Source organism: Paraburkholderia sp. J8-2, assembly GCF_905220195.1.
Taxonomy (GTDB): domain Bacteria; phylum Pseudomonadota; class Gammaproteobacteria; order Burkholderiales; family Burkholderiaceae; genus Paraburkholderia.
Genome location: NZ_CAJMZA010000028.1, coordinates 27,721 through 52,119, shown reverse-complemented (window position 1 = coordinate 52,119; position 24,399 = coordinate 27,721). Strand labels below are relative to the sequence as shown.

Below are 24,399 nucleotides of genomic sequence, written 5' to 3'. Positions count from 1 at the left end.
GGCTGCTGGGGTTCGTCGTTGTGATGGCCCGGCGCCGGCGGGCTGAGCGGGTCGCGTTCGGGGTCCCGTGTCGGATCGGCGAGCGGATCGGGAAGCGGGTTCGTGTGCGAGCAGATCATCGCGAGGTCCTCTTGCGCTAAAGCGGACGGCTGGAAGGTGCGCGTCAGCTTATAGCCTAGGCGATCGTTTGCATGCCAGGCACTCGCAATTGAACAATCGAACCATCTCAGCGCGGGGGGCGCCGAATCAAAGCCCGTTGAGGTCGGCTGGCGTGTCGACGTCGCGCAGAATGCCGGGGTCGTCGACTTCGACTCGCGTGAGCGGGTGCGCATTCAGCAGGGCGCGTGCGCCCGCGTCGCCATCGAGCGCGACGAGCGCTGCGCGATGCGGGTAGCCGAAGCCCACGGGATGTCCGCGCTGCCCGCGATAGAACGGTGCGACGAGCGACGCGCCGTCGTCCAGCGCACGCGCCACAGCTTCGATCGATGCGACGGCAATGCAGGGCATGTCGGCCAGCGCGACGATCCAGCTTTCCGCGTCATGATCGGTTTCCACGCCGGCAGCGAGGCTCGCGCCCATGCCGCGCGCGGCGTCGGGCGCGAACACGACGTCGCAGCCCGCGTCGTTGAGCACGTGCGCGAGCGTTTCCGCCCCGGGACGCACCACGGCGATCACTTTGGGCACGACACGCAGCAGCCGTTGCGCGGACTCGCGCGCGACGCATGTGCCTTCCGGGAGAGGGGCGAGGAGTTTGTTGCGCAGACCGTTGGGATCGAAGCGCGAGCCGGTGCCGGCGGCGAGCAACACGCCGGTGGCGAACGAAGCATAGGCCATGGGTGTGAACGCCCGCGAAGAGGGGGAGCAGTGATTGTGCGGCGCAAGCGCGCGCGAGGCAAGCCCCGCCCGCGCTATTTGCCTTGCGCCGCAAGGATTAGCCGCTCATGCACTATGCGGGTGCAGGATCGTCATTGCAGGCCGCACAGTGCCGGTCATACGAGCGAATTCATCTGCGGAACGACCTTGTCGAGCGTGATCGGCAAATCGCGCACGCGCACGCCGGTGGCGTGATACACGGCGTTTGCAATGGCCGCAGGCACGCCGGTTATGCCGATCTCGCCGATGCCGCGCACGCCGAGCGGATTGAAGCGCAGATCCGGCTCGCCCACGAACAGCACGTCCAGCTCGCGGATATCCGCGTTCACGGGCACGTGATACTCCGCGAGATTGTTGTTCGCAATGCGGCCCATGCGCGTGTCGAAAAGCCCCTCTTCGTGCAGGGCCGTGCCCACGCCCCACACCATGCCGCCCATCAACTGGCTGCGCGCGGTCTTTTCGTTGAGCACGCGCCCTACGTCGTACGCGCCGACTATGTGCGCCACGCGCATCGTTCCCGTATCGGCATCGACATGCACTTCGGCGAACACCGCTCCGAATGAGTGAAACGCGTACTGCTGCTTTTCCGCGCCGGGCCTGGTCGCGACCTGCGCCTCCAAAGGCTGTCCGCCCGCGCGTGCGATGACGGCGGCGGCCGGATCGCGGCGCGAGCTGTCGCTGCGGCTCACGACCCAGCCGTCCTGCACGCTCACGTCGTCGTTGGCGAGACCGTAGACGGGCGAGCCGCGGTCCGCGCGCGCGAGCGCGACGAGCTTGTCGCGCACGGCGGTGCAGGCGGCCTGCACGGCGGGCGAGACGCTTGCCGCCGACTGCGAGCCGCCCGAAACCGGCGCTTGCGGCAAGGTCGAATCGCCCAGCGCAAAGTGGATGCGACTGGGCGGGAAGCCGAGCGCGTCGGCGGCCACCTGGGTCATGACCGTGTAAGTGCCGGTGCCGATGTCCTGAGTGCCCGACGCTACCATCGCAGTGCCGTCGGGCAAGATACGCGCCACGGCGGCGGCTTCGCTGCGATTCGCGGGGTAGGTCGCGCTGGCCATGCCAAGGCCGATGAGCGTATTGCCGTTGCGCATGGCGCGCGGCGTGGCGATGCGCCGCGACCAGTTGAAGCGTTGCGCGCCCGTTTCATAGCATTGGCGCAGCGCTTTCGACGACCACGGCTTGCCGTCCTGCGGCTCGCTTTCGGCGTAGTTCTTCAGGCGCAACGCAACCGGGTCCATCTTCAGCTGCCATGCCAGTTCGTCCATGGCGGATTCGAGCGCGAATGAGCCCGTGGTTTCACCGGGCGCGCGCATGAAGGTCGGCGTGCCGACATTCAGGGGTACGACACGATGGCTCGTGCTGCAATTGGGCACCGCGTACATCATGCGTGTGATGAGGCCGGACATCTCGAGCCAGTCTTCGAACGAGGACGTGTGGGCGAACGTGTCGTGGCGGAGGGCCGAAAGCGTGCCATCCGCGCGCGCGGCGAGCGAGAGATGCTGCTCCGTGTGCGGGCGCGAGCCGACCGAGCCGAACATTTGCGGGCGCGCGAGCGCGAGGCGCACGGGGCGCCCGGTCTGCTTCGCGGCCATTGCGCACAGGCTCACGTGCGACCACGACGACCCCTTGGAGCCGAAGCCGCCGCCGAGGAACGGCGAGATCACACGCACGTTGTCCGGCGCGATGCCAAACACGGCCGCCACTGCGTTGCGCGCGCCGCTCACGCCCTGGGTGGCGTCGTAGAGCGTGAGGTCGGGGCCGTCCCAATGGGCCAACGTCGCGTGCGGCTCCATCGGGTTGTGGAACTGCGTGGGCGTCGTGTAGACCGCGTCGAGCCGCACCGCACCTTCGTTCATGCCGGCCTCGACGTTGCCGCGCGTCGATTCGACCGGGCGGCCCATCGGGCTTGGCGGCGCGTGCGCGTCGCCCTTCGCGCGGTTGAAGTCGAGCGTGGCCTGCGTTGGCGAGTAGGCGATGTCGAGGTGGCGCGCGGCATCCGTCGCGTGTTCGAGCGTGTCGGCCACGACGACCGCGACAGGCTCGTTGCTGTAGCGCACGACGTTGTCCTGCAGCAGCGTGAGGTGGCGTCCGGCGGGCGGCTTGAGCGGCGAGCGCCCGCCGTTGGGCAGGCGCATCGCGTTCTGGTACGTCATGACGAGCAGCACGCCGGGCATGGACTGCGCACGGCTCGCGTCGATCGACGCGATCGTGCCGCTCGCCATCGTGCTGGTGACGAGCACGGCATGGGCAAGCCGCGTTTGCGGGAAATCGCTCGCGTAGAGGGCGCCGCCCGTGACCTTGAGCATGCCGTCGATGCGGTCCATCGGTTGTCCGGTCAGCGTGCTCATGCAATCTCTCCGGTGTTTTGACCTTGCGTGCCGGCTGCGGCGAGCAGCGTCGAGCGAATGATTGCGCGCTGCGCGAGCCCGACCTTGAAGGCATTGCCGCTCAGCGGTCTCGCCTGGGCGAGTTCCGCCGCTGCGGCTTCGCGTAGCGTCGTCGCGCTGAGTGTTTTTCCTGCGAGATGCTGCTCCGCCACGCTCGCGCGCCAGGGCCGATGCGCGACGCCGCCCAGCGCGATGCGCGCCGTGCGTATGCGGTGGCCGTCGAGTTGCAGCGCGCTCGCGACGGAGACGAGCGCGAAAGCATAGCTCGCGCGGTCGCGGACCTTGAGATAGTGCGAGTGCTCACTGAACAAGGGCGGGGGCAAGTCGACCGAAGTGATCAGTTCACCTGACTGAAGCATTGTGTCGAGATCGGGCCGGTCGCCAGGCAAGCGATGAAATGAGGCGAACGGAATCGAACGTTGACCACGCGGCCCGCTCACCTGCACGGTGGCGTCGAGCGCCGCGAGCGCGACGCTCATATCGGATGGATTGACGGCCACGCATTGCGCGCTCGCGCCGAGGATCGCATGCATGCGGTTGAAGCCGCCAACCGCCGCGCAGCCGCTGCCGGGCGCGCGCTTGTTGCATTGGGAGAAAGCGGTGTCGTAAAAGTACGCGCAGCGCGTGCGTTGCATGAGATTGCCGCCCACGGTCGCCATGTTGCGCAGTTGCGGCGAAGCGCCTGCGAGCAGCGCCTGCGAGAGCAGCGGGTATTGCGTGCGCACGAGCGTGTGATTGGCCGCGTCGCTGTTGCGCACGAGCGCGCCAATGCGCAGGCCGCCGTTGGGCAGCGTTTCGACTTGATCGAGCGTCTCGATGCGCGTGATGTCGATGAGCGTCACCGGATGCGCGATGCCGCCTTTCATGAGATCGAGCAGATTCGTGCCGCCGCCGATGAACACCGCGCCGGGTCGCTGCGCGGCGGCGATCGCGCCGTTCACGTCGGCGGCGCGCTGGTACGAGATGGCATCCATGTTCGTGCCTCCGTGACTCAGGCGCTGGCCGTGTGCGCGTCGCGCACGGCGGCCACGATGTTGACATAGGCGCCGCAGCGGCAGATGTTCCCGCTCATGCGCTCGCGTATTTCGGCGTCGCTCAGTTGCGCGGGGCGTGTGCGCACGTCGGGCGTGGCGGCGCTCGCCGTACCTGCTGTGAATTCGCTCAGGCATGCCGTTGCCGAGCACAACTGGCCCGGCGTGCAGAAGCCGCACTGGAAGGCATCGTGTTCGACAAAGGCACGCTGCACAGGACTCAGCGCGGCCGCGCCCGCGAGCCCTTCGACTGTGGTGATGCGCTGACCTTCGTGCATCACCGCGAGCGTGAGGCAACTGTTGATGCGCCGTCCTTCCACGAGCACCGTACATGCGCCGCACTGGCCGCGGTCGCAACCTTTCTTGGTGCCGGTGAGACCCGCATAGTCGCGCAGCGCATCGAGCAGCGTAACGCGCGGTTCGATATGCAGCGCATATTCGCGGCCGTTGATATCGAGCCTGACCGGTTGCGCGGGTGCAGGCGGCGGAGCTTGCGTTGGGGCGGTGGCCGGTGGCGCGTTCTGCGCATGCAGATGAGGCGTTGCGCTCAGTGCGGCAGCGGCAGCGGCCGATTGCAGGAAGCGGCGGCGCGTGACGTCGGCGGGCGCGCGCGAGGGGGAAGCCTGGGAGGCGTCGTCGCTATCGCACGGCGCATCGAGGGGACGTTCGTTGGACATGGCGTTCTGCGGAATCCAGAATGAAGACGGAACGTGAACCGGGGACTTCAAACGCGGGACTTCAGGCGCCGGCCGCGCGGGGTTGCGCAGGGTTTCTTCGCGCAGCGGGGTGCGTCTTTCGTGCAGCAATTCCAATGCCGCGGCCGCTCAGCCGGGCATGGCAGAACTGCAAATTGCACTTCTCGAACCCGAAAGTAAAGCGCTTGCGTGTGAATTTTTCGCTGCACATTGCTTGATGGCGCAACGCTGTCCCATGACTGACGCCAGCCCGGCGCGAAGCTGGCGCAGTGGACAGAAATGCCGTGCTGCAAGAGGGAAAAAGCGTATTGAAAGATCGCGAGCGGCGATCTGTTCGGCGAGATACTACGCGCGGTCTTCCTGGAGGTAGCGATGCACGAAGGCGATCGCCATGCTGCCTTCACCAACGGCGGAGGCCACGCGCTTGACCGGGCTCAGCCGCACGTCGCCGCAGGCAAAGATGCCGGGCACGCTCGATTCGAGCAGGTAAGGATCGCGGCGGTGCGACCAGCGCCCGGCTTTCACGGCATCGTCGCCGGTCAGCACGTAGCCGCGTTTATCGCAGGCAATCTCGGGCGGCAGCCAGCCCGTTTCCGCGTCGGCGCCAATGAACACGAACAGGCCGCCGCATTCGCGCCGGCTCACGCTTGCGCTGGCCGTGTCGAGCACGTCGATGGCGTCGAGATGCGTCTCCCCGTGCACGCCGACCACTTCGGAATTCAGCTCGACGCGCACATTCTCCTTGCCGGCCAACTGCTCGACGAGATAGCGCGACATCTTGTTCTCGAGCGATTCGCCACGCACGACGAGCGTGACGGCGCGCGCATGATTGGCGAAGTACAGCGCGGCCTGTCCCGACGAATTGCCACCGCCGATCAGATACACGTCGAGTCCGTGCGTTCCGCTCGCTTCGCTGCGCGCCGCGCCGTAATAAATGCCCTTGCCGATGAAGCGGTCGAAGCCCTCGATCGCCAGGCGCCGCCACGTGACGCCCGTCGCGAGAATGAGTGTGTGCGCGCGCACCATGTCGCCGCCGTCGAGATGGACTTCGCGCGCGGCGGTATCCACACGCGCGACGGCGCGCGTGACGAGGATCTCCGCGCCGAGCCGCCTGGCTTGCTGCAATGCGCGGCTCGCCAGTTCGTCGCCGGAAATGCCGCCAGGAAAGCCCAGATAATTCTCGATGCGCGACGAGGTGCCGGCCTGGCCGCCCGGCGCTTCACGCTCCACCACAATGGTACGGAGTCCTTCCGACGCACCATAGACAGCGGCGGCAAGCCCGGCCGGGCCGCCGCCGATGATCAGCGTGTCGTACTCCGTGAGGCGTGGCTGGGTTTGCAGCCCGAGGCGTTCCGCGAGGTCGCGCGTCGCGGGGCGGCTTAGCAGCGTGCCGTCGGCGAGACGTAACGTCGGGCAGTCCTGCTCTTCGGGGCACGGCCCGCTCCAGCGCGCTTTGAGTTCGGGCGCATCGGGCGTCATCCACTCGCAGCTGATCTGGTTGCGCGCGAGGAACTGGCGCAGATTCGCGCAGGCCGGGTCCCAGCGCGCGCCCACGAGCGTCACGCGCGTTTTCGGCGGCTCAGCGGAAAGGCCCTGCAAGCCGCCTATGCGTTCGCGCGCGAGCGCGCCCATGCGCGTGGCGACGTCGGACGAGGCGGCGGCCAGCGAGTAGTAGTGCTGCGCATCCACGCGCATGACGCGCGAGGGCAGGGCCGCGCGATACGCGCCCGGAAAGGGCGAGCTGAGCGCGAGCGGCACCTCGCCGAAGATCGTGCCGGGCAAGCGCCACCCAAGCGTGCGCTCGACGCCGTCGAACAGCTTCACGACCTCCATCTTGCCGGACAGCACGGCATACAGCGCGCGCTCGCCGCCTTCATGCACGGCGTATTCGCCGGGATTCAGATGCAGATCCGCGGAGGTTTGGGCGAGGCGTTCGAGTTCGGCTTCGGGGAGCGTGGAGAAAAGCGGGACCGCGCGGATTTCGTCTGGAGTCAGCATGGCTTCGCAAGTAGCGGGCAAGCAGGAAACGACGATGGGACAGCGGCGTGAGGACCGTGCCTGGGTGTGGCGGCGCGGCCGTTTTTTTGACGTCTCATGCAGTATAGCTGGCGCGCATGCGGTCGCTTTCCTGGGGTTTCCTGGGTATTCCTGGGTTCGCCTGGTTGTTCGTCGAATCAATCGACTGACGAATTGCGCGCGCGTTTCAATCGAGAGGATCGCTAACCATGTCGCCGGTAGTCAGCGCAGCCACGGTTTCGCGCAGCCACACGAGCGCGGGGTCGGCGTGATTGCGCGGATGCCATGCCGCATGCATCGAAAAGCCGCGTGCCTCGAACGGCAGCTCGAACAGGTCCACGCGGTCCCGGTAGCGCGCGATGAGCCGGTAAGGCAGCGTCGCCACGTAATCCGTGCGTGCAAGCACCTCCGGCACGAGCGTGAAGTGCTGCACCGAGTGCGCCACGCGGCGGCGGCGGCCGAGCGCTTCGAGATGCTCGTCCATGAAGCCGAAGAAGCTCGCGCCGCTCGTTGAAACGAGCACGTGCTCGAGTGCGCAATAGCTGTCCAGGTCGAAGGCGGTGCCGCCGCGCGGGTGCCCTTTGCGCTGCGCCACGACGAAACGTTCGTCGTAGAGCTTTCTGGCCTTCAGCGTGGGCGGCACCTGCTGCGCGGAACCGAGCAGCAAGTCGATTTCGCCGCGCTCGAAACGCTCCGCGAGCGAACCGGATTCAATGGCGATGAACGCCAGCTGCAGCCCGGGCCCAGCCACGCGCGGCCATTCGATCATCAGCGGCAGGCCGAGCACGGCCACGCACTGGTCGCTCGCGGCGACCACGAAGCGCCGCGTGCCCGTGAGCGGATCGAAGGCCGGCTCGCGGCGCACCACGGTTTCGAGCGTCTTGAGCGCCGCATGCAGCGGCTCCATTAGTTCGAGCGCGCGCGCCGTGGGCGTCATGCCGCGGCCAGTGGCGGCGGGAATGAGCAGTGGGTCGTCGAAGAACTGGCGCAGTCGCGCGAGTTGTGCCGAAACGGCCGGTTGCGTGAGATTCAGGCGCGCGGCGGCGCGCGTCACGTTCGACTCGGCGAGCAGGGCGTCGAGCGACACGAGCAGGTTCAGATCGATGCCAGAGAGATCAATCACGGTGATAGGTGGAATGTCGGCGATTGATTTCAAGAATACGTCTCGCTCGCCTAGAGTTCAATCCGTCAGATCAGCCGTGAACACCCTTTCCACCAGGAGAAGTCATGAAAGCATGGATGCTCGATCAACCGGGCCAGCCGCTCGCGCTGTGCGAGGTGCCGCAACCCGAAGCGCGCCGCGGCGCGCTGCTGCTGGGCGTGGAGGCCGTGCCGCTCTTGAGCTACACGCGCCAGTACGTGCAGGGCAAGCTGCCCTACGGCTACCCGCCGGGGCCGTTTTCGCCCGGGACCAACGCCATCGGCCGGGTGCTTGCGGTCGGCGAAGGCGTGTATGGCTATCGCGCAGGCCAGCGCGTGGCGCTGAGCCCCTACTGGATTGCCGACGAAGCGCTGCGCGAGCCCGCTCAGGCGCTGATCGGGCTGACGGCGATCAGCCCTGACAGCGCACCCATGCTCGGCGATTTCCCGCACGGCACGCTGCGCGAGGCGGTCGAGTTTCCGGCCTCGACGGTGTTCCCGCTCGACGGCCTCGATCACGTACCTTCGGCGCGGCTCGCGGCGCTCGGCAAGCTCGTGGTGCCGTTCGGCGGGCTGCGCCGAGGCCGGCTCGCGGCAGGTGAAACCGTGGTGGTGAACGGTGCAGCCGGCGCGTTTGGCTCGGCCGCCGTGCTCGATGCGCTCGCGCTCGGCGCGGGCCGTGTCGTGGCGCTCGGCCGGCGCGCCGCGGCGCTGGCGCCGCTCGAGAAGCTCGGCGGCGGTCGCGTGGTGACGGTGGCGCTCAGCGGCGAGATGGCGCGCGACGTGGAGGCCATCCGCGCCGCCGCGAACGGCGGCGCCGATCTCGCCTTCGACATGGTCGGCCACGCCACCGACCCGGGCGCCACGCTATCGGCGCTGCGCAGTCTGCGCCGCAATGGCCGCATGGTGCTGATGGGCAGCATGGAGGTGGACTTGCCGATCAAGTATGGGGAGATGATGCTCAACAACTGGGAGTTGATGGGTCACTTCATGTACAGCGGCGCGGACTACCGCGCGCTGATCGCGCTCGTGCAGTCGGGCCAGTTGCCGCTCGATGCGATCGAAGTGGAGCGCCACGCGTTCGATGCGCTGGAGACCGCGATCGACGCGGCGGAAAAGGCCGAAGGGCTCACGTGCGTTGCGGTGTGCACGTCGTAAAGCGCACACGCTCCCAAAGCCAATCGGCCCGCAAGCGCGACTGACGCTTGCGGGCCGATTTCGTTGCGAGTGCAACGAGTGTTAGTCGATGCCGTGGAACACGGCGTCGTCCGGGCCGAGGTAGGCGGGCGGACGCCACACTGCGTCGCGCATCGAGTGCTGCACGAGATTTTCCACGCCCAGCAGCACCGCGAAGATCGCCATGCGCACCGGAATGCCGTTGTCGGTCTGGCGGAAGATCGCGAGGCGCGGATCGTGGTTCAGATCGGTCGAAAGATCGTTGGCGCCCGGGCGGCTGTCGCGCGGCAGCGGGTGCATCACGAGCGTTTCGGGGCTGCAGCACTCGTCCATGGTTGCCTGGTTGATCTGGAATTCGGGCGTGTAGCCTTCGAACGACTCGTCGGCGAAGCGCTCCTTCTGGATGCGTGTGGCGTACACCACGTCCGCGCCGCGCAGACCTGCGCGCAGGTCGTGCGTTTGCTCGACCACGTGTCCATTGGTCGAGATCTTGTCGACGATGTACGCCGGCATTTCGAGCTGCGGCGGCGAAATGAGCGTGAACTTGATGCCGCGATACAGTGCGAGCAGCTTCACGAGCGAGTGCACCGTACGGCCGTACTTGAGGTCGCCCACGAGCGCGATATGCGCGCCGTCGACGATCTTGCCCAGACGCGAGAACTCGCGCTGGATCGTGTAGAGGTCGAGCAGCGCCTGGCTCGGGTGTTCGCCGGGACCGTCGCCGCCATTGATCACGGGAATGTTCACCGCGCGCGCGAATTCGGCCACCGAGCCTTGATCAGGATGCCGAATCACCATCGCGTCCACGTAGCCGGCCATCACGCGGCTCGTGTCGTAAATCGATTCGCCCTTGGCCATCGAGGAGAACGTGAAGCCGGTCGTGTCGCACACCGAGCCGCCCAGGCGGCAGAACGCGGCGCCAAAGCTCACGCGCGTACGCGTGCTGGCTTCGAAGAACAGGTTGCCGAGCACCGCGCCTTCGAGCACGCGCGAGATTTTCCGGCGGCGCGCGATGGGCTGCATGATGTCGGCCACGCGGAACAGGGCTTCGACGGAGTCGCGCGAGAACTGGTCCACGGAAAGCAGCTGCGGCTTGCCTTCGAACTGCATCTGGCTCGCGAGCGAACGCGAATCTACGCTTTGCGTATAGTCTTCGCGCGGCTCGCCGTTGCCGACGATTTCCGAAACGAAGCGCTCGACGATCTCCGGCATGGCGCGCGATTCCTGCGACTCCTCGGGCAAGAGCCAGGTGTCGAGCGCGCGACGCGATACGCCGATGCGGCTCGCGAATGCGTCGCGGGTCATGTTCAGACGCCGCATGGCGTCACGGAGGAAGGCTTGTTGCGGAACGCTCATGCTGGCACCCGTGAGTTCTGGTTGATGTACGCGGTGCGTATATTAGTTCGGCGGTGCGAGAAGTCAAGTTCTTTTGTCGGAAGAGCGCTCGAGGGGCGTTGCCGCGCCCGCAAAATCGCCGGTCAAGCCGTGTGGCCCTTAATTTGGGATAGCGCTTTTTGCGACGCCACGATAATCGACGTTTTGAATTTTTCCGGGCCGGCGTCCGCCGGCCGTGGCAGCCAAAGATGTCCGCTTTACCTCCCGCATTGCGCTCCCGCTGTGCGAGCGTGCGACTCGCACGGTCCTCACGGAGCCAGCCATGAAATTGCCGTGGTCCAGCTCTGCCGGTGATCTCACCAAGGGCGACGTCCGCTTCGTCACGCATGAGACAGCGCGGCGCGCTGCGATCGCCTCGGCGTGCGCGGCGGCCGTGCTTGCGCTCGCCGGCGGCGTGGCCATCGGCCATTTCGCGCGCGCTCCGGTCGCGTCCGGTCCCGCCGGGGCGAATCAGCATCACTACGTGGTCGGTGAAATCGGGCGCATGGACGCCTCCATCGCCTTGCTCGATCCGCGCATCGAGCGGCTCGCGGCAGAACTCGCGCAATTGCGCCAGTTCGACCAGCGGCTGCGCGCGCAACCGGCTCGCGGCGCTGCAACGGCACCCGCGCCCGCGCGCTCGGGCGACGAAGGCAACGACGCCGACGGTGAGGGCGGCCCCGCGCTCGCGCCGCGCCGCTGCGTGGAGGCGTCCGCCGCGCAGGCGAACGCCAAGGCCGTCAACGGCGCAATCGACTGCATGGCCGCGACGCTCTCCGCACTCGAGCAGGCCGCCGCCGAGCACGAGGCGGCATGGGACGCGTTCCCGGGCCGCCGCCCGCTCGATGGCGGCCGCAACGGCTCGCCGTTCGGCAATCGCATCGATCCGTTCACGCAGCGTCTAAGCTTTCATCCGGGCATGGACCTCGTTGCGCCGACTGGCACGCCGATCCTCGCCGCGGCGGGCGGCCGCGTGATCTTCGCGGGTCCGAAAGCGGGCTACGGCAATGCCGTCGAGATCGACCACGGCAACGGCTTCGTCACGCGTTACGGCCATGCCTCGAAGATCGACGTGCGGGTGGGCCAGATCGTGCTGCCCGAGGAGCATATCGCCGACGTGGGCTCGACGGGCCGCTCGACGGGCCCGCATCTGCACTTCGAAGTGCTCGTGCACGGGCAGCCCGTCAATCCCGCCGACTATCTTGCACTCTTCGTTGCGCCCATCAATGGCTGATCCGCGACGTACCCCGCGCACGCATACGAATGCCGATCGCGCTTACGAATTGCAGCCGGTGCGCTCGCTGGCGTGGCGCGTGGGTGGCGCGACGCTTTGGGCCGTGCTCGCCGCGACGGCCGGTGCGGGCGTGACGGCGTGGCTGCTCAAGCCGCAAGCCGAGCCGAGTTGCCCCGTGGTCGCGCCCGACGCCTTGAGCCGCGAACTCGGCGACACGCAATTGCGGCTCGAGCAGGAGCGCGCCGCGCGCGCCGCGCTGCAAACCACGGCGCAAGGCGCGCAGGCCACCATCGCGAAGCTGCAGGCCGAACTCGTGTTCCTGCGAAACCATGGCGCCGGTTCGCGCTGAGCCTCGACGAGCGCCGCACATCTTCATCGACACTCACACCACACGGTAGCTTTCCATGTTCAGCAACAAGAAAAAGCCGCAAGCCGGCATCGAGCAAACCAAGCTGGCGACGCTGATCGCACAGGACATCGCGATCACGGGCGACCTCGAATACGCCGACGGGCTGCGCCTCGACGGCCGCGTGCACGGCAACGTGTCCAGCAAGCCCGGCGCGAAAACGTTGCTCGTGTTGAGCGAGCGCGGCGCGATCGAGGGCAACGTGCACGGCTACGACATCGTGGTGAACGGGCGCATAGAGGGCGACGTGATCGCCGATCACTTCGTCGAACTGCAACCGAACGCGCACGTGGTCGGCAACATCTACTACCAGCAGTTGCAGATGGACTGCGGCGCTTCGGTGGACGGCAAGCTCACCAAGCGCGATCCCGGCAGTAGCAGCGATAGCGGCGACATGCAGAGCCTGCTGCTCGATTCGCCCCAGTTCGAGGTCCTGCCGCGCGAGTAAGCGCGAGTGAGCGCGAGTGAGCGCGAGTGAGTACGAACCGCGCGCCCGCAAATGCGCGATCTCGGTTACACTGCGCGACATGCCACGTCACCCGCTCCGTCACGATCTGCCGAATGTCACCGCCGCCACGCGCGCGGTGTCGTCGCTCGCGCAGGCCGCATCGGTGTGGCTGAAAGCCAAATCCAAAAAACAGCCGCTCATCTGACCGGAGTCTGCTGTTCCGTCAGATGTGCGACGGAACAGCCAGTCGAAGGCGCCCGGCCTTCCGCCTCACTCCCGGCTTGCTTCCCTCCTGCGCACCGCTGAGCGGACCTTCCATACGGTCGAGTTCAAAGGAAAGTCATGTCTGAGTTTTCGGGTATCTGGATTCCGCTCATTACGCCGTTCAACGCCGGCGCGGTCGATCATGCTGCGCTCGACACGCTCGTGCGCCATTACGTCGAAGCCGGCGTGGCCGGCTTTGTCGCGCTCGGCACGACCGGTGAACCCGCCGCCCTAAGCGACGCAGAAGCCGACGACGTACTCGCCACCGTGCTGGCCTCGGCCGGCGGCCTGCCGGTCGTGGCGGGCGTGAGCGGCAATCACACGGCGGCGGTGTGCGAACGCATCGCAGCGCTCAATGAGCGGCCCATCGCGGGCGTGCTGGCGGCGGCGCCTTACTACATCCGTCCGGCGCAGGCGGGCGTGATCGGCCACTTCGCCGCGCTCGCCGATGCGAGCCGCAAGCCCCTGATCATTTACGACATCCCCGCGCGCACGGGCGTGCGCATCGAGTTGCCGAGCCTGCTCGAACTCGCGGCGCACGAGCGTATCGTCGCGGTGAAGGACTGTGGCGGCTCGCTCGACAAGACCCTCGCGCTGATTCTCGACGGCCGTTTGCAGGTGCTCTGCGGCGAGGACATCGACATGTTCGGCGCGATGTGCGCGGGCGCGAGCGGGGCGATCGCGGCGTCGGCGCATTGGCGGCCGGAGCGTTTCGTGGCGATGGCGCGCGCGTTGCAGGAAGGGCGTCTCGCCGATGCGCGCGCGATCTGGCACACGCTTGTGCCGCTCGTGCGCGCGGCGTTCGCGGAGCCGAATCCGGGGCCGGTGAAAGCGGGGCTCGCAGCGTGCGGGTTGATCCGCAATGAACTGCGCGCGCCGATGACGCGCGTGAGCGGGGAACTGGAGGAGTCGCTCGCGCGGCTCGTGATTTGACACTTCCCGTGCGGCACTTCCCGTGCGGCACTGTCCATGCGGGACGGCGGCGTGACGAGATGAGATGCGGCGTGCGCGCCGCCCGAAAGCGGCGCTTCTAGCGCGCCGCGCGTGCGTTCGTGGCGCTCGATGCTCGGCGGCGGCGCGTGCGCGGCCGTTCGACTGCAGCGGGTTCGCCGTTCAGCAGAATGCGGCGGCCGGGCACGTGCTGCGCGACGAGGCGAGCGATATCGAGCGCTGTGCTCTCGGCGGGCACGACCTGGCGGCGCGCGCTGTCGTCGAGCGGCGTCGTCCATTCGACGAGCCGGTAGGCGCGGCCCCACGGATGCTGCAGCGGTGTGGAGACCCGGCATGACGCCACCGTCGAAGCCGCGCCGTCGCGCAGCAGGGACTGCAGGTGCACCAGTACATCGTCTTCAACCATGACCTCGCTCCTCCTAGGCTTGCCGCACAAAAAAACGCCGCCGATGTTCCGGCGGCTCAACAGGGGTTGAGCCTATGGTTGCAGCAAAGAATTAAACCAACCTTAAGAGATGGCGCTGAGCGACGAGTGCGGCGGGTAGGGCCAATGGGGGCAGCGGTGCGTGCCCGCTGTGGGCGCGCACCGCTCAGAAAGACGCGGGTGGAGCAGCCGGCCTCGCTCGCCCGGCGTAAAGACAATCTGAAAGACGGTGGCTAGCGCGGGCAGCCAGTGCACGCCGCTAGTATGGGCGACTAGTGCTTCGTGCCATTTTGCCGGAGCGTCGCTCGCGTCTTGCGCGCGGCGAACAGCGGCAGATAGTCCTGGATGCGTGCTTGCGCGCGATATTCATTGAGCGTGTCGGCGTAGATGCGCGCGACCGTTTCCTCCGGCGTGTTGGTTTCTTCGGCGATGGTATGAACGATCTCGGCAACATCGGCGGTCTTCGTCATGACTTGGCTCCGGTCAGCGAGGAGGGGTTGGCAGGCAGGGTTTGAATTCAAGGATATCCGCGCGCGGGATACCAATTGAATCCGCCTATCGGGCGCTAGTGTCGCGGGTGTGTCGACTCAGGGATCTGTGTGAACTTTACCGGCGGCTTGCGCGCGCTCCCGCATTTTCAGGCCTTCCAGTAAAAAACGGCCACCGCGAGGCGGAATGCCTGCGCCGTGGCCGCCAGTTAGCGTGCGGCCATGAGCCGCACACATGCCATGTTTACGCTGCGCTTTCGAGCGACGGATAGTCCGTGTAGCCCGTTTCGCCACGCGCGTAATACGTCGAGGGATTCGGCGCGTTGAGCGGCGCGTTCAATTCGAAACGGCGCGCCAGATCGGGGTTCGCGATGAAGAGCTGGCCCCACGCGACCGCGTCGGCTTCGCCTGCCGCGAGCACGGCCTGAGCCGATTCCAGCGAGAACTTTTCGTTCGCGATGAACGGACCGCCGAATTCGGCCTTCAGTTGTGGCCCGAGACGGTTATCGCCAAGCGATTCGCGCGCAAAGACGAACGCGATCTTGCGCTTGCCGAGTTCGCGCGCCACATAACCGAACGTCGCCGCCGGATTCGAATCGCCCATCGTGTGCGCGTCGCCGCGCGGTGCGATATGCATGCCCACGCGATTCGCGCCCCACACGTCGATACACGCGTCGGTGATTTCGAGCAGCAGGCGCGCGCGATTCTCGATCGAGCCGCCATAGGCGTCCGTGCGTTGGTTGGTGCTGTCTTGCAGGAACTGGTCAATCAAATAACCATTCGCGCCGTGAATTTCCACGCCGTCGAAACCGGCCGCCTTCGCGTTGACCGCGCCCTGGCGGAACGCGGCGATCACACCGGCGATTTCTTCGGTTGCGAGCGCGCGCGGCGTGACGAAGCCGCGTTGCGGACGCACGAGGCTCACGTTGCCTTGCGGCGCGATGGCGCTCGGCGCCACCGGCAGATCGCCGTTCAGGAACACGGGGTCGGACACACGGCCCACGTGCCACAGTTGCATGAAGATGCGGCCGCCCGCGGCGTGCACCGCGTCGGTCACGATCTTCCAGCCTTCCACCTGCTCTTGCGACCAGATGCCCGGCGTTTCGGCATAGCCGACGCCTTGCGGCGTGACCGAGGTCGCTTCGCTGATGATGAGGCCGGCCGTCGCGCGCTCGGCGTAGTACTTCGCCATGAGTGCGTTGGGCACGCGTACTTCGCCCGCGCGTTGACGCGTGAGCGGGGCCATGATGATGCGGTTCGGCAGCGTGAGGTCGCCGATCTGGATGGGGTCGAAAAGCGTTGCCATGTAGGGTCACCTTGTCTGCGGGCGCGGCCCGCGGGCTGAAAAGCGATACAGGAATCGAAACGGACGATGCGGCTTCAGCGGATGTTGGTCGCTGAAGCATCACAACCGCGGCGTCACAACTGCGCGTTCATATGGGCGATAAACGCCTCGATGACCGGCTCGTTGCGCTTGAAGAACACCCACTGCCCCACGCGTTTGGACGTGACGAGCCCGGCCTTCTGCAACACGGCCAGATGCGCGGACACCGTGGATTGCGAAAGCTGGCAATGCGCGTCGATCTTGCCTGCGCAGACACCGTTTTCGAGCGGCAGCTCCTGGTCGCCGAAATGCACCTGCGGCTCACGCAGGCTCGCGAGGATCTCGCGGCGCACGGGATTGGAGAGCGCCTTGCAGATCGCGTCGACATCCAGGGGTGCAGGGGTTGTGCGGTTCTTCATTGCGGTTGCATCGTAACTGTCCGAATCATATATCGGAATTATACGATATGGGCGATGACACTCTTTTCAATAGGGTTGTCGCTGTACATCGCGCTCTCCTTCCCCGCTTTTGCATAGCTTTGGCCTATGCAAAACATCGGGAAACAATGCTTGGCAGTCGAAATTTGTCGTCAGTTAATGCGCTCAACGTTTCGAGTGGGGCGGTCGTTTCGCCCTGGCCCTGCACTTGTTTTGCACCTTCGTCGCGCGTGCCGATTTCATAAACACGCAGGCGAGCCAATGGAGATTGTTATGGCAGACAACCGCAACGCGGTTCCCCTGATCGAGAAGCACACGATCGGCTACGTGCCCGAGAACGAGCGGCACGGCAAGGTTCGCGATCTCTTCACGCTTTGGTTCGGCGGCAATATCGCGCCGCTGCCGATCGTCACCGGCGCGCTCGGCGTGCAGCTTTATCACCTCAATCTCATGTGGGGCATTGTCGCGATCATCGTCGGCCAGGCGCTGGGCGGCATTCTCATGGCGCTGCATTCGGCACAAGGCCCGCAAATGGGCATTCCGCAAATGATCCAGAGCCGCGCGCAGTTCGGCTCGCGCGGCGCGCTGCTCGTCACGGTCATCGCCGGCATCATGTACGTCGGCTTCTTCGCCTCGAATATCGTGCTGGCAGGCAAGTCGCTGCACGGCATTCAATCGTCGATTCCCGTGCCCGCCGGCATCGTGATCGGCGCGCTCGGGTCGGGGCTCATCGGCATCATCGGATACCGCTTCATACACGTGCTGAATCGCATCGGCACGTGGGTGCTCGGCATCGGGATCGCCGTGGGCTTCGGCTATATCGTCACGCACGTGCAATCGACGGATTTCCTCACGCGCGGCGGCTTCAACTTTGCCGGCTGGCTCGCGACGGTGTCGCTCTCCGCGCTGTGGCAAATCGCGTTCGCGCCGTATGTCTCCGACTATTCGCGCTACCTGCCGAAGAATGTGGGCGTCGCGTCGACGTTCTGGGCAACGTACCTCGGCTGCGTGCTCGGCTCGACGCTCGCGTTCGTATTCGGCGCGGTGGCCGTGCTCGCGGTTCCGGCCGGCGCCGACACGATGGATGCGGTGAAGGCCTCGACCGGCGCTATCGGCCCGTTCATGCTCGTGTTGTTCCTGCTGAGCGTGATTAGTCACAACGCGTTGAATTTGTACGGCGCCGTGCTTTCGGTCATCACGTCGCTGCAGACGTTCGCATATCGCTGGATTCCTACCGCGAAGTCGCGCGCGGTGCTCTCGATCATCATCCTGACCGCGTGCTGCTTTGCGGCGGTGGGCGCGTCGAAGGACTTCGTCGGGCATTTCGTCGATCTCGTGCTCGCGCTGCTCGTCGTGCTCGTGCCGTGGACGGCAATCAATCTGATCGACTTCTATGTGATTCACAAGGGCGACTACGACGTTCAGTCGATCTTCCGCGTCGATGGCGGCATTTACGGGCGGTTCAATCCGCAAGCGCTGATCGCCTATGCCGTCGGGATTCTCGTGCAGATCCCGTTCATGAATACGCCGATGTACGTGGGTTCTTTCTCGGCGCATCTGGACGGCGCGGACCTGTCCTGGCTCGTCGGCATCATCGTCACGACGCCGCTTTACTTGTGGCTCGCCACGCGCGACACGGCGTACCGCCGCCGGCTCAACCAGCCGTCCGCGCAGGTGCAGTAAATCGCGCGGATCGCCGCCTTCGACTGATCAATGTTTGAAGCGCAAGCGCCGGATATAGCTTTCGCAGAACGCGGCGAAGCGCTTCACCACTTCGCGTTGCCGCACGGTGCTCGACGTTGCAATGCCGAGCGTCGTTGCGGGAACGGCCTCCTTGAAGCGCTTGACGACGAATTCCTCGCCATCCACGGTGCGGCACGACTCTAGCGGGAAGTTGAGAATGCTGTAGCCCAGACCGTTCGCCACCATGCCGCGCACGACTTCGGGCTGCGCGGAGCGGAACGCGGCGACCGGGCGGCTGCCTGCCGCGTCGAAAAGCGTCGAGAAGTATTCGCGGCTGTGCGGAAGATCGAGCATCACGTAAGGCTCCGGCAGCAAGTCCTTCAGCGAGACCTTCGCTGCGCGTGCGAGCCGGTGATTTTTCGGCAGGATCACGTAAGGCGGCAGCGAGACGACGGGCACGAAGGCGATGCCTTCCGCAATGTCGAGGCTATACGTGAGTGCGATATCCAGCGAGCCGTCGCTGAGCCCGCTCAGCAGGCCGTCCTGATGCGCTTCCTTCGTGATGAACGTGATCGACGCATGTTCGCGCAGGAACGCGCTGATGAGCGACGGCATGAGCGGCGGCGCAAGCGAAACGAGGCAGCCGAGCGAGACGGTGCCGGATACGCCGCCGTCGAGCTCTTGTGCCGTGAGTTGCAGTTCCTCGGCGCTCTTGAGGAGGCTGCGCGCATGCACGAGCAGATCGCGGCCCGGTTGGGTGAGCGAGAGCCCGCTTGCGTGATGGCGGATGAACAATTGCACGCCGAACGACGACTCTAGTTCGGCCAGCGCGGTCGAGATCGAAGGCTGCGAGATGTGCAGGCGCTTCGCCGCAGCGGTGAACGAAAGGGTTTCCGCAGTCGCGATGAAATAGCGCAACTGGCGCAGTGAGTAGCGAATCGATACGCCGTCCATTTCAAGGAATCTCTCGTAAAGGCGCAACCTGGGCGGCCGATAGTTCACACCCGGTTGCATAGGTAAATCCGATGCAGAGGATTTTATTTTAATAGTTTTTCCTATCCTGCGTCGCGCGTAGAGTTTGTTTCGACGAGCAGGACGTCATTCGCAAATTTGAAGGAGAACAGCCATGAAGGCTGACAACGTGTCCATCGACACACTGGTCATCGGCGCCGGTCAGGCGGGCGTGGCGATGAGCGAGCATCTCAGCAAGTCGGGCGTGCCGCATCTCGTGCTGGAGCGCGATCGCATTGCGGAGCGCTGGCGCACGGGCCGCTGGGATTCGCTGGTCGCCAACGGTCCCGCCTGGCACGACCGTTTTCCCGGCATGGAATTCGAAGGATTGGACCCCGACGCGTTCGCGGGCAAGGAGCAGGTCGCCGATTACTTCGTCGCGTATGCCAGGAAGTTCAATGCGCCCATCCGCACGGGCGTGGAGGTGACGCGCGTCGAACGCCTTCAGGGACGCCCGGGCTTCGCAGTGCAGACGAATAGCGGCACGTTCGAAGCGAATCGGGTTGTCGTGGCCACGGGGCCGTTTCAGCGCCCGGTGATTCCCGCCATCGCACCGAAGGACCCACGTCTCACGCAGATGCACTCGGCCGACTATCGCAATCCGGCGCAGTTGCCCGCCGGCGCGGTGCTGGTGGTAGGTGCAGGTTCGTCGGGTACGCAGATCGCCGACGAACTGCGTCGTTCGGGCCGCACGGTGTACCTGTCGGTCGGGCCGCACGATCGGCCGCCGCGCGCTTATCGCAACCGCGACTTCTGCTGGTGGCTCGGCGTGCTCGGCGAATGGGACAAGGAGGTGGCAGGGCCCGGGCGCGAGCACGTGACGATTGCCGTGAGCGGCGCATATGGCGGCCAGACCATCGATTTTCGCCGGCTCGCGCATGAAGGCATGACGCTCGTCGGCGTCACGAAATCGTTCGACAACGGCGTCGTGACGTTCGAGCAGGATCTGGTGGCCAATCTCAAGCGCGGCGACGAGAACCTGATGTCGCTGCTCGACGCTGCCGATGCTTATGTCGAGCGCAACGGCATCGACCTGCCGAACGATCCTGAGGCACGCCACATCCCGGCCGATCCCGAGTGCGTTGCGCATCCACTGCGCGAACTGGATCTCGCCGCGGCCGGCGTGACGACGATCATCTGGGCAACCGGCTATGCCGTCGATTACAGCTGGCTGCATGTCGACGCGTTCGATGAGCAAGGCAAGCCGAAGCATCAGCGCGGCGTCTCGACGGAGCCGGGTGTTTATTTTCTCGGCTTGCCGTGGCTGTCGCGGCGAGGCTCGTCGTTCATCTGGGGCGTGTGGCACGACGCGAAGCACATTGCCGATCACATCGGCACGCAGCGCAAGTACCTCGACTATCGCGATGCAGCCCAACGCGAACGCGTGGCGCTCGCCACGAACAAGGCGTGCGACGAATCGCACGCAAGCACCCTCAACGAAATCGGAGTGAACTGATGCCTACCCATACCCGCATCCGCATGTTCAACACGAAGGACACCTATCCAAACCAGACGCTCGACAACGATCTGTGTCAGGCCGTACGCGCGGGCAACACCGTCTACGTGCGCGGTCAGGTCGGCACCGACTTCGACGGCAAGCTGATCGGCCTCGGCGACCCGCGCGCGCAGGCCGAGCAGGCGATGAAGAACGTCAAGCAGTTGCTCGAAGAAGCGGGCAGCGACCTGTCGCACATCGTCAAGACGACGACCTATATCATCGATCCGCGCTATCGCGAACCGGTCTATCAGGAAGTCGGCAAGTGGCTCAAAGGCGTGTACCCGATTTCGACTGGCTTGTGCGTGAGTGCGCTCGGCCAGCCGCAATGGCTGATGGAGATCGACGTGATCGCGGTGATTCCCGAGAACTGGACGCCTCGCGAGGCATAAGGAGCGGCGCATGACATTCTCGATCGTCGGACGTTGCCGGGAAACCGGCCAACTGGGTATTGCCATCAGTTCCTCGAGTATTGCCGTGGGCGCGCGTTGCCCCTGGGTGCGAGCAGGCGTCGGCGCGGTCGCGACGCAGAATGTCACGCTGCCCGCGCTTGGGCCCCGAATCCTCGATCTGATGGAGCGGCAGGAGCTTGCGCCGCATATCGCGTTGAAGCAGGCCCGCGATGCCGATGCGTTCAACGCGTATCGGCAAGTCACGGTGATCGACGCGCAGGGCCGCACCGCGTACTTCACAGGCGAGAACGCGCTCGGGGTGCATCATGCTTCGGCCGGTGATCAATGTGTTGCAGCGGGCAATATGCTCGCCGCGCCGCAAGTCATTGATGCGATGGTGCGTACATTCGAGCGCACTCAAGGGCTGCTTGCCGAGCGTCTGCTCGCTGCAATGCATGCCGCGGTGGAGGCGGGCGGCGAAGCGGGCCCGGTCCATTCGGCCGCGCTCAAGGTCGTCGACACGCAGGTCTGGCCAATCGTGGATTTGCGAGTCGATTGGGCCGACGACGATCCCATCGGCCAACTCGCGCAGCTGTGGAAAGCGTATCTCCCGCAGATGCAGGACTACGTCACGCGCGCGTTGAACCCGACCGCGGCCCCAAGCTATGGAGTGCCAGGCGATGAGTGATCGCTCCAGCCGCGCGCTGCTTGAACGGCTGATCGGCTTCGAGACCGTCAGCCGCGAATCGAATCTCGAACTGATCGCGTTCGTGCAGCGCTATCTCGCGGATCTTGGTGTCGAATGCGAGCTGTTTCATAACGCCGAGCGCACGAAAGCCAGCCTCTATGCGACTATCGGTCAGCGCGACAAGGGCGGCGTCGTGCTGTCGGGTCATACAGACGTCGTGCCCGTCGAGGGCCAGGCATGGACCGTCGACCCGTTCCGCCTCACAGAAAAGAACGGACGGCTTTACGGGCGCGGCAGCGCGGATATGAAGGGCTTTCTGGCATGCGTGCTCGCGGCGGTCCCCAGGTTCGCCGAGCGCAAGCTGAACGTGCCGGTCCATATCGCGTTTTCATACGACGAAGAAGTGGGCTGCCTCGGTGTGCGCCCGATGCTCGCGGAGCTCGAAAAGCGCGCTCACAAGCCGCGTTTGTGCATCATCGGCGAGCCGACGGAAATGAAGCCTGTGCTCGGCCACAAGGGGAAGCTCGCCATGCGCTGCCGCGTGAAGGGCGCGGCGTGTCACTCGGCGTACGCGCCGTATGGCGTGAATGCCATTCAATACGCGGCCCGACTCATCAATCGGCTGGAGAATATCGGCGAAGAACTCGCCCAGCCCGAACATCACGACGAACGTTTCGATCCGCCGTATTCGACGGTGCAAACGGGCGTCGTCACGGGCGGACGCGCGCTGAATATCGTGCCTGCCGAGTGCGAGTTCGATTTCGAAGTGCGCTCGGTGCCGGGCTTCGAGGCGCAAACGGTGGCTGAGCGGATCGAGTCGTATGCGCAGGCGGAACTGCTGCCGAAAATGCGCAAGGTGCACGCCGATACCGATATCCGCTTCGAGCCCTTGAACGCTTATCCTGGCCTGGCAACACCGCCGGATAGCGAGGCGGCGCAGCTGCTCGCCGTGATCAGCGAGCTGCGCGACTTCGGCACGGTTGCGTTCGGCACCGAGGGCGGATTATTTACGCGCGCGGGCATTCCCACCGTCGTATGCGGGCCTGGCAGCATGGAGCAAGGCCACAAGCCCGACGAGTTCGTGAGCGTCGATCAACTCGGCCGCTGCGATGCGATGCTGGCGCGGCTTGTCGAGCATATCGCGCGCGCGTAGCGCTTTTTACGCGGTCGCCCGCTGTGCAACCGTGGCCGCGACCTTCACGCGGCTCACGTACGCCAGCGCGGACAAACTGATCATGGCGGTCGCGATCAGCCAGTAGCTCGGCGCGCTCTTGTCGCCGGTCGCACTCAGCATCCACGTGACGATGGCCGGCGTGAAGCCGCCGAATACGGTCACGCCGATGTTGTAGCCGATCGACATGCCGGTGGCGCGCGTCGCGGCTGGGAAAATCTCCGCCATGAGTGCGGGCACGGCGCCGAAATAGATCGACTTCAGCAGCGCCAGCCACGCAATCAGTACGAAGAGCGGCACCGCACTCGCGTGGCTGGTCGCCCAGGCGAAGCCCGGGTAGGCGCTCACGAGAAAGAGGAGCGCGACGCAGGTCATCTGTGTGCGCCGTCCGATACGGTCGGAAAGATGCCCCGCGAACGGCGTGACGACCGTGAGAATCACGCCGCCAGCCATAGTCGCCGCGAATCCGGTTGCCGCAGGCAGATGCAACTGGCGGATGGCGAACGTGGGAATGTACTGCAGCAGGTAGTTGACCGCTGTCGAGACCGTCATCAAGCCGATTGCCGTGAGCACGAGCCGCTTTTGGTGACCCAGTACTTCTCGCACGGGCGTTTCGGTACGCTCGGCGTGCTTGAAGTCCTCGGCGTCTTCAATGTAGCGGCGCAGGTAGAGACCCGCCGGGCCAATCAGCAGTCCGAAGAAGAACGGCAGACGCCACCCCCAGGCTGCGAGGTCGGCAGGCGCCATGAGGCGGGCGAGACCATAGCCGAACGAGGCCGCGAGCAGCGTGGCGAGCCCTTGCGTGGCGAACTGCCAGCTGGCGAGAAAGCCGCGCCGGTGTGGCGCATGCTCGATCAGCATGGCCGTGGAGGCGCCAAACTCGCCGCCCGCCGAAAAGCCCTGGATGAGCCGCGCGGCAAACACCGCGAGCGGCGCGGTCACGCCGATCGTTTCGTAGCCGGGTATCAGCGCGATGATCGCCGTGCCGACCATCATGAGGCTGACCGAGAGCATCAGCGCGGCCTTGCGTCCGCGGCGGTCGGCATAGGCGCCGAGCACCGCGCCGCCAAGCGGGCGCACGAGATACGACGCGCCGAACGTGCCGAACGTGAGCAGCATCGACACGGTTTCGTTGACGGCCGGAAAGAAGTGCTTGCCGATGTACGCCGCGAAGAACCCGTAAATGGCGATGTCGAACCATTCGAGCGCGTTGCCGGCGGAGGTGGCGATGACGAGCCTCGCAAGGCTCACGGGTTGCTTTGCTGACATGGCGGCGGGCACCTTTATGTGG

The 24,399-nt window shown here is 65.8% G+C and carries 22 protein-coding genes and 1 pseudogene; 10 read left to right on the top strand and 13 right to left on the bottom strand.

Translation table 11 applies throughout. The features are described 5' to 3' along the window. Window positions 1–246: 246 nt before the first annotated feature. From U5A52_RS34685 to U5A52_RS34660, 6 genes are all read right to left on the bottom strand, one after another. Window positions 247–834: a nucleotidyltransferase family protein gene (locus tag U5A52_RS34685; RefSeq protein WP_321916051.1), complete on the bottom strand. Its 588-nt coding sequence runs from the start codon at window positions 832–834 to the stop codon at window positions 247–249. Between the two features lie 155 nt (window positions 835–989). After that, window positions 990–3,221 carry a xanthine dehydrogenase family protein molybdopterin-binding subunit gene (locus tag U5A52_RS34680; RefSeq protein WP_321938483.1) on the bottom strand — a complete coding sequence of 744 codons (2,232 nt, stop codon included), beginning with the start codon at window positions 3,219–3,221 and terminating at the stop codon, window positions 990–992. Further along, window positions 3,218–4,234 carry a xanthine dehydrogenase family protein subunit M gene (locus U5A52_RS34675; protein ID WP_321938481.1) on the bottom strand — a complete coding sequence of 339 codons (1,017 nt, stop codon included), beginning with the start codon at window positions 4,232–4,234 and terminating at the stop codon, window positions 3,218–3,220. The genes U5A52_RS34680 and U5A52_RS34675 overlap by 4 nt, the downstream gene beginning before the upstream one ends. 17 nt (window positions 4,235–4,251) lie before the next feature. Beyond that, window positions 4,252–4,968, bottom strand: a complete 717-nt coding sequence (locus tag U5A52_RS34670; protein WP_321916048.1) for a (2Fe-2S)-binding protein — start codon at window positions 4,966–4,968, stop codon at window positions 4,252–4,254. A gap of 363 nt (window positions 4,969–5,331) precedes the next feature. Further along, window positions 5,332–6,984 carry an FAD-dependent oxidoreductase gene (locus tag U5A52_RS34665; protein WP_321916047.1) on the bottom strand — a complete coding sequence of 551 codons (1,653 nt, stop codon included), beginning with the start codon at window positions 6,982–6,984 and terminating at the stop codon, window positions 5,332–5,334. 205 nt (window positions 6,985–7,189) lie between these two features. Continuing rightward, complete coding sequence (locus tag U5A52_RS34660; RefSeq protein WP_321938479.1) at window positions 7,190–8,158, bottom strand: LysR family transcriptional regulator; 969 nt, start codon at window positions 8,156–8,158, stop codon at window positions 7,190–7,192. Between the two features lie 71 nt (window positions 8,159–8,229). Between U5A52_RS34660 and U5A52_RS34655 the strand changes: the two genes are divergently transcribed. Then, window positions 8,230–9,300 (top strand): zinc-binding dehydrogenase, encoded by a 1,071-nt coding sequence (locus U5A52_RS34655; RefSeq protein ID WP_321938477.1) that lies wholly within the window; start codon window positions 8,230–8,232, stop codon window positions 9,298–9,300. 81 nt (window positions 9,301–9,381) lie between these two features. Here the strand turns inward: U5A52_RS34655 and U5A52_RS34650 are convergent, their stop codons facing one another. Then, window positions 9,382–10,674 carry an aspartate carbamoyltransferase gene (locus U5A52_RS34650; RefSeq protein ID WP_321916044.1) on the bottom strand — a complete coding sequence of 431 codons (1,293 nt, stop codon included), beginning with the start codon at window positions 10,672–10,674 and terminating at the stop codon, window positions 9,382–9,384. 301 nt (window positions 10,675–10,975) lie between these two features. Between U5A52_RS34650 and U5A52_RS34645 the strand changes: the two genes are divergently transcribed. The 4 genes from U5A52_RS34645 (at window position 10,976) to dapA (ending at window position 13,977) form a co-directional block, all read left to right on the top strand. Continuing rightward, window positions 10,976–11,926: a M23 family metallopeptidase gene (locus U5A52_RS34645; protein ID WP_321916043.1), complete on the top strand. Its 951-nt coding sequence runs from the start codon at window positions 10,976–10,978 to the stop codon at window positions 11,924–11,926. After that, on the top strand, window positions 11,919–12,275 hold the full coding sequence (locus tag U5A52_RS34640) for a hypothetical protein (protein ID WP_321916042.1): 357 nt from the start codon (window positions 11,919–11,921) through the stop codon (window positions 12,273–12,275). The genes U5A52_RS34645 and U5A52_RS34640 overlap by 8 nt, the downstream gene beginning before the upstream one ends. Window positions 12,276–12,330: 55 nt before the next feature. After that, window positions 12,331–12,780, top strand: a complete 450-nt coding sequence (locus U5A52_RS34635) for a polymer-forming cytoskeletal protein (RefSeq protein ID WP_321916041.1) — start codon at window positions 12,331–12,333, stop codon at window positions 12,778–12,780. A 342-nt stretch (window positions 12,781–13,122) separates the two neighbouring features. Continuing rightward, window positions 13,123–13,977, top strand: coding sequence for a 4-hydroxy-tetrahydrodipicolinate synthase (dapA, locus tag U5A52_RS34630; protein ID WP_321916039.1), 855 nt, complete (start codon window positions 13,123–13,125; stop codon window positions 13,975–13,977). Window positions 13,978–14,170: 193 nt separating this feature from the next. Here the strand turns inward: dapA and U5A52_RS34625 are convergent. The 4 genes and pseudogenes from U5A52_RS34625 to U5A52_RS34610 form a co-directional block, all read right to left on the bottom strand. Further along, window positions 14,171–14,401 (bottom strand): annotated as a pseudogene (locus U5A52_RS34625) (DUF2866 domain-containing protein); the annotation flags it as partial. Window positions 14,402–14,691: 290 nt separating this feature from the next. Further along, the gene (locus U5A52_RS34620) at window positions 14,692–14,889 is read right to left on the bottom strand and encodes a DUF3562 domain-containing protein (RefSeq protein ID WP_158760939.1); all 198 of its coding nucleotides are present in this window, start codon (window positions 14,887–14,889) and stop codon (window positions 14,692–14,694) included. Window positions 14,890–15,151: 262 nt separating this feature from the next. After that, on the bottom strand, window positions 15,152–16,213 hold the full coding sequence (locus U5A52_RS34615) for an alkene reductase (protein ID WP_321916038.1): 1,062 nt from the start codon (window positions 16,211–16,213) through the stop codon (window positions 15,152–15,154). A gap of 113 nt (window positions 16,214–16,326) precedes the next feature. Next, window positions 16,327–16,650 (bottom strand): metalloregulator ArsR/SmtB family transcription factor, encoded by a 324-nt coding sequence (locus tag U5A52_RS34610; protein ID WP_321916037.1) that lies wholly within the window; start codon window positions 16,648–16,650, stop codon window positions 16,327–16,329. Between the two features lie 291 nt (window positions 16,651–16,941). Between U5A52_RS34610 and U5A52_RS34605 the strand changes: the two genes are divergently transcribed. Beyond that, complete coding sequence (locus U5A52_RS34605; protein ID WP_321938475.1) at window positions 16,942–18,351, top strand: cytosine permease; 1,410 nt, start codon at window positions 16,942–16,944, stop codon at window positions 18,349–18,351. Window positions 18,352–18,378: 27 nt separating this feature from the next. Here U5A52_RS34605 and U5A52_RS34600 read toward each other — a convergent pair whose 3' ends face one another. Next, on the bottom strand, window positions 18,379–19,305 hold the full coding sequence (locus tag U5A52_RS34600) for a LysR family transcriptional regulator (RefSeq protein WP_321938473.1): 927 nt from the start codon (window positions 19,303–19,305) through the stop codon (window positions 18,379–18,381). A gap of 172 nt (window positions 19,306–19,477) precedes the next feature. On the opposite strand from U5A52_RS34600, the gene U5A52_RS34595 reads away from it, so the two are divergent. The 4 genes from U5A52_RS34595 to argE are packed head-to-tail and all read left to right on the top strand — an operon-like array spanning window position 19,478 to window position 23,090. After that, window positions 19,478–20,818 (top strand): NAD(P)/FAD-dependent oxidoreductase, encoded by a 1,341-nt coding sequence (locus tag U5A52_RS34595; protein WP_321938471.1) that lies wholly within the window; start codon window positions 19,478–19,480, stop codon window positions 20,816–20,818. Next, window positions 20,818–21,249 (top strand): RidA family protein, encoded by a 432-nt coding sequence (locus U5A52_RS34590; protein WP_321916033.1) that lies wholly within the window; start codon window positions 20,818–20,820, stop codon window positions 21,247–21,249. Before U5A52_RS34595 ends, U5A52_RS34590 begins: the two co-directional genes overlap by 1 nt. Before the next feature lie 10 nt (window positions 21,250–21,259). Beyond that, the gene (locus tag U5A52_RS34585) at window positions 21,260–21,937 is read left to right on the top strand and encodes a DUF1028 domain-containing protein (protein WP_321916032.1); all 678 of its coding nucleotides are present in this window, start codon (window positions 21,260–21,262) and stop codon (window positions 21,935–21,937) included. Next, window positions 21,930–23,090: an acetylornithine deacetylase gene (gene argE / locus U5A52_RS34580; RefSeq protein WP_321938469.1), complete on the top strand. Its 1,161-nt coding sequence runs from the start codon at window positions 21,930–21,932 to the stop codon at window positions 23,088–23,090. Before U5A52_RS34585 ends, argE begins: the two co-directional genes overlap by 8 nt. Before the next feature lie 6 nt (window positions 23,091–23,096). Here argE and U5A52_RS34575 read toward each other — a convergent pair whose 3' ends face one another. Further along, window positions 23,097–24,377 (bottom strand): MFS transporter, encoded by a 1,281-nt coding sequence (locus U5A52_RS34575; RefSeq protein WP_321938468.1) that lies wholly within the window; start codon window positions 24,375–24,377, stop codon window positions 23,097–23,099. Window positions 24,378–24,399 lie beyond the last annotated feature (22 nt).

What these genes read in the sequence shown, in the direction of transcription:
- U5A52_RS34685 (WP_321916051.1), bottom strand. Translation starts at nt 834, where the DNA reads ATGGCCTATGCTTCGTTCGCCACCGGCGTGTTGCTCGCCGCCGGCACC.
- U5A52_RS34680 (WP_321938483.1), bottom strand. Translation starts at nt 3,221, where the DNA reads ATGAGCACGCTGACCGGACAACCGATGGACCGCATCGACGGCATGCTC.
- U5A52_RS34675 (WP_321938481.1), bottom strand. Translation starts at nt 4,234, where the DNA reads ATGGATGCCATCTCGTACCAGCGCGCCGCCGACGTGAACGGCGCGATC.
- U5A52_RS34670 (WP_321916048.1), bottom strand. Translation starts at nt 4,968, where the DNA reads ATGTCCAACGAACGTCCCCTCGATGCGCCGTGCGATAGCGACGACGCC.
- U5A52_RS34665 (WP_321916047.1), bottom strand. Translation starts at nt 6,984, where the DNA reads ATGCTGACTCCAGACGAAATCCGCGCGGTCCCGCTTTTCTCCACGCTC.
- U5A52_RS34655 (WP_321938477.1), top strand. Translation starts at nt 8,230, where the DNA reads ATGAAAGCATGGATGCTCGATCAACCGGGCCAGCCGCTCGCGCTGTGC.
- U5A52_RS34650 (WP_321916044.1), bottom strand. Translation starts at nt 10,674, where the DNA reads ATGAGCGTTCCGCAACAAGCCTTCCTCCGTGACGCCATGCGGCGTCTG.
- U5A52_RS34645 (WP_321916043.1), top strand. Translation starts at nt 10,976, where the DNA reads ATGAAATTGCCGTGGTCCAGCTCTGCCGGTGATCTCACCAAGGGCGAC.
- U5A52_RS34640 (WP_321916042.1), top strand. Translation starts at nt 11,919, where the DNA reads ATGGCTGATCCGCGACGTACCCCGCGCACGCATACGAATGCCGATCGC.
- U5A52_RS34635 (WP_321916041.1), top strand. Translation starts at nt 12,331, where the DNA reads ATGTTCAGCAACAAGAAAAAGCCGCAAGCCGGCATCGAGCAAACCAAG.
- dapA (WP_321916039.1), top strand. Translation starts at nt 13,123, where the DNA reads ATGTCTGAGTTTTCGGGTATCTGGATTCCGCTCATTACGCCGTTCAAC.
- U5A52_RS34620 (WP_158760939.1), bottom strand. Translation starts at nt 14,889, where the DNA reads ATGACGAAGACCGCCGATGTTGCCGAGATCGTTCATACCATCGCCGAA.
- U5A52_RS34615 (WP_321916038.1), bottom strand. Translation starts at nt 16,213, where the DNA reads ATGGCAACGCTTTTCGACCCCATCCAGATCGGCGACCTCACGCTGCCG.
- U5A52_RS34610 (WP_321916037.1), bottom strand. Translation starts at nt 16,650, where the DNA reads ATGAAGAACCGCACAACCCCTGCACCCCTGGATGTCGACGCGATCTGC.
- U5A52_RS34605 (WP_321938475.1), top strand. Translation starts at nt 16,942, where the DNA reads ATGGCAGACAACCGCAACGCGGTTCCCCTGATCGAGAAGCACACGATC.
- U5A52_RS34600 (WP_321938473.1), bottom strand. Translation starts at nt 19,305, where the DNA reads ATGGACGGCGTATCGATTCGCTACTCACTGCGCCAGTTGCGCTATTTC.
- U5A52_RS34595 (WP_321938471.1), top strand. Translation starts at nt 19,478, where the DNA reads ATGAAGGCTGACAACGTGTCCATCGACACACTGGTCATCGGCGCCGGT.
- U5A52_RS34590 (WP_321916033.1), top strand. Translation starts at nt 20,818, where the DNA reads ATGCCTACCCATACCCGCATCCGCATGTTCAACACGAAGGACACCTAT.
- U5A52_RS34585 (WP_321916032.1), top strand. Translation starts at nt 21,260, where the DNA reads ATGACATTCTCGATCGTCGGACGTTGCCGGGAAACCGGCCAACTGGGT.
- argE (WP_321938469.1), top strand. Translation starts at nt 21,930, where the DNA reads ATGAGTGATCGCTCCAGCCGCGCGCTGCTTGAACGGCTGATCGGCTTC.
- U5A52_RS34575 (WP_321938468.1), bottom strand. Translation starts at nt 24,377, where the DNA reads ATGTCAGCAAAGCAACCCGTGAGCCTTGCGAGGCTCGTCATCGCCACC.